The sequence below is a fragment of the Chelatococcus daeguensis genome (assembly GCF_001887265.1).
Taxonomy (GTDB): domain Bacteria; phylum Pseudomonadota; class Alphaproteobacteria; order Rhizobiales; family Beijerinckiaceae; genus Chelatococcus_A; species Chelatococcus_A sambhunathii.
The window spans coordinates 2,432,305-2,446,528 of record NZ_CP018095.1 but is presented as its reverse complement, the minus strand read 5'-3'; the positions used below and the strand labels follow the sequence as shown (position 1 = coordinate 2,446,528).

The 14,224-nt window shown below is 65.8% G+C and carries 10 protein-coding genes; all 10 read left to right on the top strand.

The genetic code is table 11. The annotated features are described in order from the left end of the window. Nucleotides 1–102 precede the first annotated feature (102 nt). The 10 genes from BOQ54_RS11595 (at nucleotide 103) to rpsG (ending at nucleotide 14,199) form a co-directional block, all read left to right on the top strand. The gene (locus BOQ54_RS11595) at nucleotides 103–687 is read left to right on the top strand and encodes a DJ-1/PfpI family protein (RefSeq protein ID WP_063187657.1); all 585 of its coding nucleotides are present in this window, start codon (nucleotides 103–105) and stop codon (nucleotides 685–687) included. 96 nt (nucleotides 688–783) lie between these two features. Beyond that, a complete protein-coding gene (locus tag BOQ54_RS11590; protein WP_055461091.1) occupies nucleotides 784–1,158 on the top strand; it encodes a ribbon-helix-helix domain-containing protein in 375 nt (124 codons plus the stop codon). 223 nt (nucleotides 1,159–1,381) lie between these two features. Then, nucleotides 1,382–1,810, top strand: a complete 429-nt coding sequence (gene rplK, locus BOQ54_RS11585; protein WP_019400029.1) for a 50S ribosomal protein L11 — start codon at nucleotides 1,382–1,384, stop codon at nucleotides 1,808–1,810. Nucleotides 1,811–1,821: 11 nt separating this feature from the next. After that, nucleotides 1,822–2,520, top strand: coding sequence for a 50S ribosomal protein L1 (gene rplA / locus BOQ54_RS11580; protein ID WP_055461090.1), 699 nt, complete (start codon nucleotides 1,822–1,824; stop codon nucleotides 2,518–2,520). A 541-nt stretch (nucleotides 2,521–3,061) separates the two neighbouring features. Further along, nucleotides 3,062–3,580, top strand: a complete 519-nt coding sequence (gene rplJ / locus BOQ54_RS11575; RefSeq protein ID WP_055461089.1) for a 50S ribosomal protein L10 — start codon at nucleotides 3,062–3,064, stop codon at nucleotides 3,578–3,580. Between the two features lie 48 nt (nucleotides 3,581–3,628). Continuing rightward, on the top strand, nucleotides 3,629–4,009 hold the full coding sequence (gene rplL / locus BOQ54_RS11570) for a 50S ribosomal protein L7/L12 (RefSeq protein ID WP_019400026.1): 381 nt from the start codon (nucleotides 3,629–3,631) through the stop codon (nucleotides 4,007–4,009). A gap of 278 nt (nucleotides 4,010–4,287) precedes the next feature. Continuing rightward, a complete protein-coding gene (gene rpoB / locus BOQ54_RS11565; RefSeq protein ID WP_063187661.1) occupies nucleotides 4,288–8,409 on the top strand; it encodes a DNA-directed RNA polymerase subunit beta in 4,122 nt (1,373 codons plus the stop codon). Between the two features lie 176 nt (nucleotides 8,410–8,585). After that, nucleotides 8,586–12,779, top strand: a complete 4,194-nt coding sequence (gene rpoC, locus BOQ54_RS11560; RefSeq protein ID WP_055461087.1) for a DNA-directed RNA polymerase subunit beta' — start codon at nucleotides 8,586–8,588, stop codon at nucleotides 12,777–12,779. A 538-nt stretch (nucleotides 12,780–13,317) separates the two neighbouring features. Continuing rightward, the gene (gene rpsL, locus BOQ54_RS11555) at nucleotides 13,318–13,689 is read left to right on the top strand and encodes a 30S ribosomal protein S12 (RefSeq protein ID WP_019400023.1); all 372 of its coding nucleotides are present in this window, start codon (nucleotides 13,318–13,320) and stop codon (nucleotides 13,687–13,689) included. Between the two features lie 39 nt (nucleotides 13,690–13,728). Continuing rightward, a complete protein-coding gene (gene rpsG / locus BOQ54_RS11550) occupies nucleotides 13,729–14,199 on the top strand; it encodes a 30S ribosomal protein S7 (RefSeq protein WP_055461086.1) in 471 nt (156 codons plus the stop codon). The last annotated feature ends 25 nt before the right edge of the window (nucleotides 14,200–14,224 follow it).

Sequence of the window (14,224 nt, the reverse complement as noted above, 5' to 3'; positions counted from 1 at the left end):
CTCACGGGCCGCGCGTCGCGGCGCTTGCGTGTTATCGGGATAACACCTTCGCATCGCCCCGCGCCTGTAGCCTTCCTGCTTGCGACAGCAAGGGAGGAAACAATGGCAGGCAAGCGCATCCTGATGATCGTCGGCGATTTCGGCGAGGACTACGAGATCATGGTGCCGTTCCAGGCGCTGCTCGCCGTCGGCCATACCGTGCATGCCGTCTGCCCGGGCAAGAAGGCGGGCGAGGCGGTGGCCACGGCCATCCATGATTTCGAGGGCCAGCAGACCTATTCGGAAAAGCGCGGCCACAATTTCACCCTCAACGCCACCTTCGCCGAGGTCGAGCCCGCGTCCTACGACGCCCTCGTCATCCCCGGCGGCCGGGCCCCCGAATATCTGCGCCTCAACGAGCGCGTCGTCGCCTGCGTGCGGCACTTCTTCGAGACGGGCAAGCCGGTGGCGGCCATCTGCCACGGTGCGCAGCTCCTCGCGGGCGCCGGCGTGCTGAAGGGGCGCACCTGCTCCGCCTATCCGGCCTGCCGGGCCGAGGTGGAGCTCGCGGGCGGCACCTATGCCGATATCGCCATCGACGCCGCCGTGACGGACGGCAATCTTGTCTCGGCCCCGGCCTGGCCGGCCCATCCGGCCTTCATCGCGCAGTTCCTCGCGGTGCTGGGCACCGAAATCCGCCACGGCTGACGTGCCGGATCCTGCTGCGGCCCCACGCTGCGATCTTGCGCTCCGCCCGGCCGGTCGCGCTAGACTGCCGGCGCCGACAGGAGGGGAGGGACGGCCATGTGCAAGCTTTTTGTGAATGCCGATCCGCAGCTATGGGAGACGCGCCTGCGGTCGCTCAGGCTCAATGGCTTTTCCACCAGCGTGCGCCTGGAGAATCTCTACTGGCGCGTGCTCGAGGAGATCGCCGGGCGCGACGGCATGAGCGTGGCGCAACTGCTCGGCCGGCTCTATGAGGAATTGCTGGAGGCGCGGGGCGAGGTCGAGAACTTCGCCTCGTTCCTGAGGGTCTGTTGCGGACGCTATCTCATGCTGCAGCTTGCGGGAGAGGTATCGAGCGATGCGGCGCAGCCGATCGCCGGGCTCGATGCCGATGCCATCCTCGCACGCGAGGCGCGGCGCCTGGCGCCGGCTGCCCTGATGCCGGCGGCGTGAGGATTAGCCGGCGCCAGGGGCTTTCCTTCTCTGCCGTTATGGTGTAGGCGATCCGCCGTTCCCTCATGGGGACGACCATCCGCGGGAGGCACGCCCGGTTCGCCAGCCGGAGCAAGCGGGCCGCAACCGCGATCACCAACCATCCGCCGCCTGCGGTCTTTCGTGGCGCGGCGGACTTTGCGTTGCACGCCATGGCAGGCGGGCGACGCCGAGTGAGCATCCCATGGCGAAGAAAATCACGGGTTACGTGAAGCTTCAGGTGCCGGCGGGCGCGGCCAATCCGTCGCCGCCGATCGGCCCGGCGCTCGGCCAGCGCGGCCTCAACATCATGGAATTCTGCAAGGCCTTCAACGCGAAGACCGCGCAGATGGAGAAGGGCATGCCGATTCCGGTGGTCATCACCGTGTATCAGGACCGCTCCTTCACCTTCGACATGAAGCAGCCGCCGGTCTCCTACTTCCTGAAGAAGGCCGCCAAGCTGGACAAGGGGTCCAAGACCCCCGGCCGTGGCACCGTCGGCAAGGTCACGCGCGAGGCGCTGCGCGACATCGCCGAGAAGAAGATGGCAGACCTCAACTGCGACACCGTCGATTCCGCGGTGGCGATGATCGAAGGCTCGGCCCGTTCGATGGGCCTCGAGGTCGTGGGCTGAGGAGAGCGATCATGGCTAAGATTGCAAAGCGCGTGGCCGCGAGCCGCACCGGTATCGACCGCGTCAAGCTCTACGGGCTCGAGGAGGCCGTGAAGCTCGTCAAGGAGCGGGCCACGGCCAAGTTCGACGAGACGATCGAGGTCGCGATGAACCTCGGCGTCGACCCGCGCCATGCGGACCAGATGGTGCGCGGCGTGTGCAACCTGCCGAACGGCTCGGGCCGCACGGTGCGCGTCGCCGTCTTTGCCCGCGGCCCGAAGGCCGACGAGGCCAAGGCCGCCGGTGCCGATATCGTCGGCGCTGAGGACCTGCTCGAGCGCATCCAGGGCGGCACGATCGACTTCGACCGCTGCATCGCGACGCCGGACCTGATGCCGCTCGTCGGCCGCCTCGGCAAGGTGCTCGGCCCGCGCGGCCTGATGCCGAACCCGAAGGTCGGTACGGTGACCATGGACGTCGCCGGCGCGGTGAAGGCCGCCAAGGGCGGCGCGGTCGAGTTCCGCGTCGAGAAGGCGGGCATCGTCCATGCCGGCATCGGCAAGGCCTCGTTCGACGCCGACAAACTCGTCGAGAACATCAAGGCCTTCGCCGACGCGGTCGCCAAGGCGAAGCCCTCCGGCGCCAAGGGCACCTACATCCAGCGCATCGCCATCTCCTCGACGATGGGCCCGGGCGTGAAGGTGGAGCCGTCGACGGTCGTCGGCGCCTGAGATTAACGGACCGCGGCACTGCGCCGCGGTCCGTGTCCTGCCTTGGTGTGAGGCGATGACGGGCCGGCCTGTTTCCCGCGCCTCCTTGCGGCATGCCCCCCTTGGCAAACTGCCTGCGAGGCGTTAAATACCGGTTCGTGTCTGGTGAGACCGGTGCGGGGGAACAGGGTTCTGCCCGTATTCATCATCGAATTCCGTCTGGGTCACCAGGCGGTGGAAGGCCGGCAGGCCGAGGGGTAACCCTTTGCCTGCGCGGCCTTATGTCCTGTCCGAGACTGCAGGTGCCGAACGGGCTTTCCGGGCGGCATAATTTCGCTCCGATGCCTGCATAGACGGGGGAAGACTGGTTCGTATTGCCGCCGGCGCGTCCGGCGGCGGTGTGGTCGGTTCGAACCTACTCGCCGGTTGCGTTTCTGGCGCATCCGGTTGGACAGGGCTCACGAGCGCCGTCCGGCGATCGTGGCCTTTGGCCGGGGTCGCATTCGGGCGGCATGTGCAGCCGGCGGCGGGCGAGTGCTCGCCGTCAACCGGAGAGAGCAAGGTGGACAGAGCGGCAAAAGCTGATCTCGTCGCGACGCTCAACGATGTGTTCAAGAGCACGGGCGTTGTCGTCGTGGCCCACTATGCGGGCCTCACGGTTGCCGACATGCAGAAGCTTCGTCGCGAGATGAAGCAGGTCGGCGCTACCGTGAAGGTTGCGAAGAACCGCCTCGCGAAGATCGCTCTCGAAGGCACGGATGTCGCTTCCATCGGTCCCCTTCTGAAGGGGCCGACGTTGCTGGCCTATTCCAGCGACCCGGTTGCGGCGCCGAAGGTCGCGGTGGATTTCGCCAAGGCGAACGACAAGTTCGTCATCCTCGGCGGGGCCATGGGCGCGACTGCCCTGAATACGGACGGTGTGAAGGCGCTCGCCTCCCTGCCGTCCCTCGACGAACTGCGCGCCAAGCTGGTCGGCCTCATCCAGGCTCCGGCCACGAAGATCGCTCAGGTCGTCAACGCGCCTGCCGCCAAGGTGGCGCGCGTCTTCGGGGCCTATGCCAAGCGAGACGAAGCGGCGTGAGGCCGCGTGAAAACCGAACCCAAATCGAACCGATCCAGGAATTGAACAATGGCTGATCTTGCGAAACTCGTCGACGAGCTGTCGAACCTCACGGTCCTCGAGGCGGCCGAGCTCGCCAAGCTGCTCGAAGAGAAGTGGGGCGTCTCCGCGGCTGCCGCCGTGGCCGTCGCCGCTGCTCCGGGCGCTGGTGGCGCCGCTGCCCCGGCCGCCGAGGAGAAGACCGAGTTCGACGTCATTCTTGCCGCCGCCGGCGACAAGAAGATCGAGGTCATCAAGGAAGTGCGCGCCATCACCGGCCTCGGCCTGAAGGAGGCGAAGGACCTCGTCGAGGGCGCCCCGAAGCCGCTGAAGGAAGGCGCGCCGAAGGACGAGGCCGAGAAGATCAAGGCTGCCCTCGAGAAGGTCGGCGCCAAGGTCGAGCTCAAGTGATGTTCCGGGGCCGCGTCCTGCGGCTCCGCATCGCAGATTGCGGCGGTCCCGGGGGAGTTTTCCCCGGGGCCGTCGCGTCGTCGCTGGCAGGGCATGGGGCCCGACGGCGACGGTGGACCGGAAGGCCCACGTGAAGCGGCGGAAACCGCCGTCAACCGCGCGACGGCTAGCGCGGTCTACATGAAGTTCCGCCGAGGGGCGGAGCGGCTGACCCGGCGGCCAGGTGGCCGCACGACCGGACCGCCCGGTCAGCCGTGCGTGAGGAGCGAGAACCGAACATGGCCCAGACGATCACCGGCCGGAAACGCGTCCGCAAGTTCTTCGGCAAGATCCGGGAAGTGGCGGAGATGCCCAACCTCATCGAGGTTCAGAAGGCGTCCTACGACCAGTTCCTGATGGTCGAGGAGCCGAAGGGCGGACGCCCCGAGGAGGGGCTTCAGGCGGTCTTCAAGTCCGTTTTCCCGATCTCGGACTTTTCCAACACGTCCCTGCTGGAGTTCGTCAAGTATACGTTCGAGCCACCGAAGTATGACGTCGACGAGTGCCGCCAGCGCGGCATGACCTTTGCCGCACCGCTCAAAGTGACGCTGCGCCTCATCGTGTTCGATGTCGACCAGGATACCGGCGCCAAGTCCGTCAAGGACATCAAGGAGCAGGATGTCTACATGGGCGACATGCCGCTCATGACGGACAACGGTACCTTCATCGTCAACGGCACCGAGCGCGTCATCGTCTCGCAGATGCACCGCTCGCCGGGCGTGTTCTTCGACCATGACAAGGGCAAGACGCACTCGAGCGGCAAGCTGCTGTTCGCGGCCCGCATCATTCCCTATCGCGGCTCATGGCTCGACATCGAGTTCGACGCCAAGGACATCGTCTATGCGCGCATCGACCGGCGCCGGAAGATTCCGGTGACGTCGCTGCTCTATGCGCTCGGCCTCGATGGCGAGGAAATCCTCGACACCTTCTACGACAAGGTGCACTACGCGAAGGACAAGGACGGCTGGCGCATGCCGTTCGACGCCGGCCGCATGAAGGGCTTCAAGGCCGTCAGCGACCTTATCGACGCCGACAGCGGCGAAGTCGTCCTCGAGGCCGGCAAGAAGCTCACGGCCCGGGCTGCCCGCCTCCTCGAGGAAAAGGGTGTCAAGGCCCTGCGCGCCAGCGATGAGGATCTTTACGGCCAGTACATCGCGGAGGACCTTGTCGATCTGTCGACGGGCGAGATTCATGCCGAGGCTGGCGAGGAGATCACGGCCAAGCTGCTCGCAACGCTCGTCGAGCAGGGCTTCACCGATATCCCGGTGCTCGACATCGACCACGTCAACATCGGCCCGTACATCCGCAACACGCTTGCCGTCGACAAGAACTCCTCGCGCGAGGAGGCCCTGTTCGACATCTATCGCGTGATGCGCCCGGGCGAGCCGCCGACGTTGGAGACGGCGGAGGCCATGTTCCATTCGCTGTTCTTCGACGCCGAGCGCTACGACCTCTCGGCGGTCGGCCGCGTAAAGATGAACATGCGCCTCGACCTCGACTGCCCGGATACGGTGAGGACGCTGCGCCGCGAGGACATGCTCGCGGTGGTGAAGGCGCTCGTCGACCTGCGCGACGGCCGCGGCGAGATCGACGACATCGACCATCTCGGCAACCGCCGCGTGCGCTCGGTAGGAGAGCTTATGGAGAACCAGTATCGCCTGGGTCTTCTCCGGATGGAGCGCGCCATCAAGGAGCGCATGTCTTCGGTCGACATCGACACGGTGATGCCGCAGGACCTCATCAACGCCAAGCCCGCCGCCGCGGCGGTGCGCGAGTTCTTCGGCTCTTCCCAGCTGTCCCAGTTCATGGACCAGACCAACCCATTGTCGGAGGTGACGCACAAGCGTCGCCTCTCGGCGCTGGGCCCGGGTGGTCTCACCCGCGAGCGCGCCGGCTTCGAGGTGCGCGACGTGCACCCGACGCACTACGGCCGCATCTGCCCGATCGAGACGCCGGAAGGCCCGAATATCGGCCTCATCAACTCGCTCGCCACCTTTGCGCGCGTCAACAAGTACGGCTTCATCGAGGCGCCCTACCGCAAGGTGAAGGACGGGCGGGTCACCGAGGAGGTGGTCTACCTCTCGGCGATGGAGGAGCAGAAGTACAACGTCGCCCAGGCGAACGCTGCCATCGACGGCGAAGGCCGCCTGACGGAGGATCTCGTGGTCTGCCGCCGCGCCGGCGACGTCGTGGTCATGCCGCCGGATCGCGTCGACTACATGGACGTGTCGCCGAAGCAGCTCGTGTCGGTCGCTGCGGCGCTCATCCCGTTCCTCGAGAACGACGACGCCAACCGCGCCCTGATGGGCTCCAACATGCAGCGCCAGGCCGTGCCGCTGGTGAAGGCGGATGCGCCCTTCGTCGGCACCGGCATGGAGGCGGTGGTTGCCCGTGACTCCGGCGCGGCCATTGCGGCCCGCCGCACCGGCATCGTCGACCAGGTGGACGCGACGCGTATCGTCATCCGCGCCACGCAGGATCTCGACCCGACCAAGTCGGGCGTCGACATCTACCGGCTGCAGAAGTTCCAGCGCTCCAACCAGTCGACCTGCATCAACCAGCGCCCGCTGGTGAAGGTGGGCGACATGGTGAAGAAGGGCGACATCATCGCCGACGGTCCCTCGACCGATCTCGGCGAGTTGGCGCTCGGCCGAAACGTGCTCGTCGCGTTCATGCCCTGGAACGGCTACAACTTCGAGGATTCCATCCTCCTCTCCGAGCGCATCGTGAAGGACGACGTGTTCACCTCGATTCACATCGAGGAGTTCGAGGTCAGCGCCCGTGACACCAAGCTCGGGCCGGAGGAGATCACGCGCGATATTCCGAACGTGTCGGAAGAGGCGCTGAAGAACCTCGACGAGGCCGGCATCGTCTATATCGGCGCTGAAGTTCACGCCGGCGACATTCTCGTCGGCAAGATCACGCCGAAGGGCGAGAGCCCGATGACGCCTGAGGAGAAGCTGCTGCGCGCCATTTTCGGCGAGAAGGCCTCCGACGTGCGCGACACTTCGCTGCGCGTGCCGCCCGGTGTCACCGGAACCATCGTCGAGGTGCGCGTCTTCAACCGCCATGGCGTCGACAAGGACGAGCGCGCCCAGGCCATCGAACGCGAGGAGATCGAGCGCCTGGCCAAGGACCGCGACGACGAACAGGCGATCCTGGACCGCAACGTCTACGCCCGCCTCGCCGAGGTGCTCACGGGCCAGACGGCGATCGCGGGGCCGAAGGGCTTCAAGCGTGACGCCGCGCTGACCCGCGAGGCGCTCAACGAGTATCCGCGCTCGCAGTGGTGGCAGTTCGCCGTCGCCGACGATGCGGTGATGAGCGAGCTCGAGGCAATGCGCAAGCAGTACGACGAGTCGAAGAAGCGCCTTGAGCAGCGTTTCCTCGACAAGGTCGAGAAGCTGCAGCGGGGCGACGAGTTGCCGCCCGGCGTGATGAAGCAGGTCAAGGTCTTCATTGCGGTCAAGCGCAAGATCCAGCCGGGCGACAAGATGGCCGGGCGGCACGGCAACAAGGGTGTCGTGTCGAAGATTGTGCCCATCGAGGACATGCCCTTCCTCGATGACGGCACACACGTGGACATCGTGCTGAACCCGCTCGGCGTGCCGAGCCGCATGAATGTCGGCCAGATCCTGGAGACGCACCTTGGCTGGGCCTGCGCCGGCCTCGGCCGGCAGGTCGGCGAGGCCTACGACGCCTACATGAAGACGCAGAACCTCGGACCGTTGCGTCAGAAGCTCGGCGAGGTCTACGGCGACAATGGCGAAGTGGCGTCGATGTCGGACGAGGAACTCGTCGAGATGAGCGCCAATCTCCGGCGCGGTGTGCCGATTGCGACGCCGGTCTTCGACGGCGCCAAGGAGGCCGACATCGAGCAGATGCTGGAGCAGGCAGGTCTTCACCGCTCGGCACAGTCGACGCTCTTCGACGGACGCACGGGCGAGGCGTTCGACCGCAAGGTGACCGTGGGCTACATCTACATGCTGAAGCTTCACCACCTGGTTGACGACAAGATCCACGCCCGCTCGATCGGCCCCTATTCGCTCGTCACGCAACAGCCGCTGGGTGGCAAGGCGCAGTTCGGCGGCCAGCGTTTCGGCGAGATGGAGGTCTGGGCGCTCGAGGCCTACGGCGCGGCCTATACCTTGCAGGAGATGCTGACGGTCAAGTCGGACGACGTCGCCGGCCGCACCAAGGTTTACGAGGCCATCGTGCGCGGAGATGACACCTTCGAGGCCGGCATCCCGGAGAGCTTCAACGTGCTCGTCAAGGAGATGCGCTCGCTCGGCCTCAACGTCGAGCTCATCTCGACGAAGAAGCCGTCCGTGGAACTGCCGCCTTCGGAGGCAGCGGAGTGACCGGCGCCTCCGGCGCCGCGTGGCCCGCGCGAGGGTGAGGGACAAGGGGCGCGGACGGCATGAGCCCGCGCCTCGATCGTAACAAGCGTCGATGTCGGGGGACGCCCCGATGTCCGCATGAAATGCCGGCGGAGACGGGTCGCCCAGGCGGCGCCTCCGCAACCGAGGAGACGGCGATGAATCAAGAGGTCATGAATCTCTTCAATACCCAGGCTCCGGCGCAGACCTTCGACCAGATCAAGATCTCGCTTGCCAGCCCGGAGAAGATTCTGTCCTGGTCCTACGGCGAGATCAAGAAGCCGGAGACGATCAACTACCGCACGTTCAAGCCCGAGCGTGACGGCCTGTTCTGCGCGCGGATCTTCGGCCCGATCAAGGACTATGAGTGCTTGTGCGGCAAGTACAAGCGCATGAAGTACAAGGGCGTCATCTGCGAGAAGTGCGGCGTCGAGGTGACGCTGGCGCGCGTCCGGCGCGAGCGCATGGGCCATATCGAGCTCGCTGCGCCAGTGGCGCACATTTGGTTCCTGAAGTCGCTGCCGTCGCGCATCGGCCTGCTGCTCGACATGACGCTCAAGGATCTCGAGCGGATCCTTTATTTCGAGTACTACGTCGTCATCGAGCCGGGCATCACCCCCCTCAAGGAGCGCCAGCTCCTGTCGGAGGAGGAGTATCTGCGCGCGCAAGACGAGTATGGCGAGGACAGCTTCACGGCGATGATCGGCGCCGAGGCGATCCGCGAGATTCTCCGGAGCCTCGACCTCGAGAAGATTGCGGCGGACCTGCGCCAGGAGATTGCCACGACGACCTCCGAGCTCAAGCCGAAGAAGCTGATGAAGCGCCTCAAGATCATCGAGGCCTTCATCCAGTCCGGCAACAAGCCCGAGTGGATGATTCTGACCGTCGTGCCGGTGATCCCGCCGGACCTGCGCCCGCTCGTCCCGCTCGACGGCGGCCGCTTCGCAACGTCGGATCTCAACGATCTCTACCGCCGCGTCATCAACCGCAACAACCGCCTGAAGCGGCTGATCGAGCTCAGGGCGCCCGACATCATCATCCGCAACGAGAAGCGGATGCTGCAGGAGGCTGTCGACGCGCTGTTCGACAACGGCCGGCGCGGCCGCGTCATCACGGGTGCCAACAAGCGCCCGCTGAAGTCGCTCGCCGACATGCTGAAGGGCAAGCAGGGCCGCTTCCGTCAGAACCTGCTCGGCAAGCGCGTCGACTATTCCGGCCGCTCGGTGATCGTCGTCGGGCCCGAGCTCAAGCTGCATCAGTGCGGCCTGCCGAAGAAGATGGCGCTCGAACTGTTCAAGCCGTTCATCTATGCGCGGCTTGACGCCAAGGGCCTCTCGGCCACGGTGAAGCAGGCGAAGAAGCTCGTCGAGAAGGAGAAGCCCGAGGTCTGGGACATCCTCGACGAGGTGATCCGCGAGCATCCGGTGATGCTCAACCGGGCGCCCACGTTGCACCGTCTCGGCATTCAGGCCTTCGAGCCGACCCTCATCGAGGGCAAGGCCATCCAGCTGCACCCGCTCGTCTGCGCGGCGTTCAACGCCGACTTCGACGGTGACCAGATGGCCGTGCACGTGCCCCTCTCGCTGGAAGCCCAGCTCGAGGCGCGTGTGCTGATGATGTCGACGAACAACATCCTGCACCCGGCCAACGGTCAGCCGATCATCGTGCCGTCGCAGGATATCGTTCTCGGCCTCTACTATCTCTCGATCCTCGCCGAGGGCGAGCCGGGCGAGGGCAAGGTGTTCGCCGACATGGGCGAACTCGAGCATGCGCTTGCGGCCAAGGTTGTCACCCTGCACTCGAAGATCAAGTATCGCTGGACGGGTGTGGCCGAGGACGGTTCTACCTTCTCCCGAATCTACGAGACGACACCGGGCCGCGTGATCCTGTCGCGCGTCCTGCCCCGGCACCCGGCCGTTCCCTTCGATGTCGTGAACAAGCTCATGACGAAGAAGGAGATCTCGAACATGATCGACACCGTCTACCGCAACTGCGGGCAGAAGGAATCGGTCATCTTCTGCGATCGCATCATGGGTCTCGGCTTCTACCATGCGTTCAAGGCCGGCATCTCGTTCGGCAAGGACGACATGGTGGTGCCCGAGAACAAGTGGTCGATCGTCGACGAGACGCGCGCGCTCGTGAAGGACTACGAGCAGCAGTACCAGGACGGTCTCATCACGCAGGGCGAGAAGTACAACAAGGTCGTCGACGCCTGGGCCAAGTGCTCGGATCGCCTTGCCGGCGAGATGATGGCGCGTATCTCGGCCGTGCAGAAGGACGAGAATGGCCGCGACAAGCCGGTGAACTCCATCTACATGATGGCCCATTCCGGCGCCCGCGGCTCGCCGGCGCAGATGAAGCAGCTCGCGGCCATGCGCGGCCTGATGGCCAAGCCCTCCGGCGAGATCATCGAGAGCCCGATCATCTCGAACTTCAAGGAAGGCCTCGACGTGCTCGAGTACTTCAACTCGACGCACGGCGCTCGCAAGGGCCTCGCCGACACGGCGCTCAAGACGGCGAACTCGGGCTATCTCACCCGCCGTCTCGTCGACGTGGCGCAGGATGCGGTCATCCGTGAGCCCGACTGTGGCACCGACAAGGGCATCCGCATGCGGGCCATCGTCGATGCCGGCCAGATCGTGGCCTCGCTCGCCTCGCGTATCCTCGGCCGCACCGCCGCGGAGGATCTCGTGGATGCGGACGGCAAGGTCATCGTGCCCGCCGGCACCATGATCGAGGAATGGCACATCGAACCGATCACCGCCGCCGGCATCCAGGAGGTGAAGATCCGCTCGGTGCTGACCTGCGAGGCCAAGAACGGCGTCTGCGCCACCTGCTACGGGCGCGATCTGGCGCGAGGCACGCCGGTCAACTACGGCGAGGCCGTCGGTGTCATCGCGGCGCAATCGATCGGCGAGCCGGGCACGCAGCTCACGATGCGCACGTTCCACATCGGCGGCGCCGCGCAGATCGCCGACCAGTCGTTCGTCGAGTCCAACTTCGAGGGCACCGTCAAGATCCGCAACCGGAACGTGGCGCGCAACTCGGACGGGGATCTCATCGCCATGGGCCGCAACCTCGCCGTGCTCATCGTCGGGCCGGACGGGCAGGAGCGGGCAGTGCACCGCATCCAATACGGTGCGCGCCTCAAGGTCGACGAAGGCGACACCATCAAGCGTGGCCAGCGCATCGCCGAGTGGGATCCCTACACCCGGCCGATCCTGACCGAGGTCGACGGTGTGGTCGGCTTCGAGGACCTCGTCGAGGGTGCCTCGATGTCGGAACAGATCGACGAGTCGACCGGCATCGCCAAGCGCGTCGTTATCGACTGGCGCGGCTCGGCCCGCACGTCGGACCTGCGGCCCGCCATCGTCATCCACGACGAGAGCGGCAAGATCGCCAAGCTCGCCCGCGGCGGCGAGGCCCGCTCGCTGCTCGCGGTCGATGCCATCATCGGCGTGGATCCGGGCGCGAAGGTCAAGGCCGGCGACGTGCTTGCCCGTATCCCGATGGAGAGCGCCAAGACGCGCGACATCACTGGCGGTCTGCCGCGGGTGGCCGAGCTGTTCGAGGCGCGCCGGCCGAAGGATGCGGCGATCATTGCCGAGAAGTCCGGCACGATCCAGTTCGGGCGCGACTACAAGAACAAGCGCCGCCTGACGCTCGTGCCGCATGACGGCTCGGAGTCGGTCGAGTACCTCATTCCGAAAGGCAAGCACATCCACCTTCAGGACGGTGACGTGGTGGAGGTCGGCGACTTCATTGTCGACGGCAATCCCGCGCCGCACGACATCCTTGCCATCAAGGGCGTCGAGGAACTGGCCGCCTATCTCGTCAACGAGATCCAGGAAGTGTATCGCCTGCAGGGCGTGAACATCAACGACAAGCACATCGAGGTGATCGTTCGCCAGATGTTGCAGAAGGTCGAGATCCAGGAGCCCGGTGACAGCGAGTTCCTGCAGGGCGAGCAGGTCGACCGCCTGGAAATGGAAGAGGCGAACGAGGCACTCGTCGCCCAAGGCAAGAAGCCGGCGGTGGGCACGCCGGTCCTGCTCGGCATCACCAAGGCGAGCCTTCAGACCCGCTCGTTCATCTCCGCCGCCTCCTTCCAGGAGACGACGCGCGTCCTTACCGAGGCCGCCGTCAACGGCAAGACGGACATGCTCGAGGGCCTCAAGGAGAACGTCATCGTGGGCAGCCTCATTCCGGCCGGCACCGGGGCCGTGGCTGCCCGCCTGCGCGAGATCGCGCAGCGCCGCGACGAACTCATCCTCGCGCAGAAGGCGAACGAATCCGGCCACGCCGCTGCGGCGGCCGTGGGCGGGGAACTGCCGCCCGCCGCGGCGGAGTAAGGCGCTTCCGCCAACGACAGGGAAGGGGCTGCCCCTGCGGGCGGCCCCTTCGCCGTTTCGGATATGTCGCAGATGCCCGGCTCCGTTTCCGAATGTTGCCGGGGGCGGGCGCAACCTTGGCAGATCGTGCGGGTTAGCTGCAGCAGGTGCTCGCCGGCCGGAAATCGAAGGCTGCAAACGAGAAAGACGTTGACGACGGGCGACTCAAGGGGTAAAAACCGCCCACTTCCGGCAGGCCGTAGGTCTCTCTGTCGGGGCAGCAGCCCTGACCTTTAGGTCCTAAACGCTGTCGAATTCAGCACCGACTGGCAGCAAGTCAGGCTTGTAGAGTCAGATCAGGAGCATGACCGCGGCCCGCCGTGGTCCTCTGCGGGCTAACGCGCCGGAGGCATTCCGCCGAAGGCGCGGATTTGTTTTGCTTGCGGCCGGGCGTTTGTGCGCGCCGCATCAATGGGAAGGTCGCACGGCTTCATTCGGTGCTGTGCGGTTGGAGCAGTCTAGGCAAGCGGCCGGAAGGCCGGAGCGAAGAGAGCGAAGCATGCCGACGATCAGCCAGCTGATCCGCAAGCCGCGGACGGCGCAGAAGAGCCGGAACAAGGTTCCTGCACTCGAGGCCTGCCCGCAGAAGCGGGGTGTGTGCACGCGCGTCTATACGACGACGCCGAAGAAGCCGAACTCGGCTCTGCGTAAGGTCGCCAAGGTGCGCCTGACGAACGGTTTCGAGGTCATCGGCTACATCCCGGGCGAGGGGCACAACCTCCAGGAGCACTCCGTGGTCATGATCCGCGGCGGTCGCGTCAAGGATCTTCCGGGTGTGCGTTACCACGTTCTGCGCGGCGTCCTCGACACTCAGGGCGTCAAGAACCGTAAGCAGCGCCGTTCGAAGTACGGTGCCAAGCGTCCGAAGTAATTCGGGCGCTTTCCGAAATTTCAAGGCGGAGCGGAGCATATGTCCCGTCGTCACAGTGCCGAGAAGCGCGAGATCATCCCGGACGCCAAGTTCGGTGACGTGGTTCTCACGAAGTTCATGAACTCCGTGATGCGCGATGGCAAGAAATCGGCTGCCGAGGCCATCGTCTATGGCGCGTTCGACATCATCGAGCAGAAGCTGAAGGCTGACCCTCTCGAGGTCTTCCGTCAGGCGCTCGACAATGTCTCGCCGGCGATCGAGGTGCGGTCCCGCCGCGTCGGCGGCGCCACCTACCAGGTGCCCGTCGAGGTGCGCTCGGAGCGCCGTCAGGCGCTCGCCATCCGCTGGCTGATCCAGGCCGCGCGCTCGCGCAACGACCGCACCATGGTCGATCGGCTGTCGGCCGAACTCATCGACGCCGCCAATAACCGCGGCAGCGCGGTGAAGAAGCGCGAAGACACGCACCGCATGGCGGAAGCGAACCGCGCCTTCTCGCACTACCGCTGGTAATCGGCGCAAGATCGGACGGAGCTCG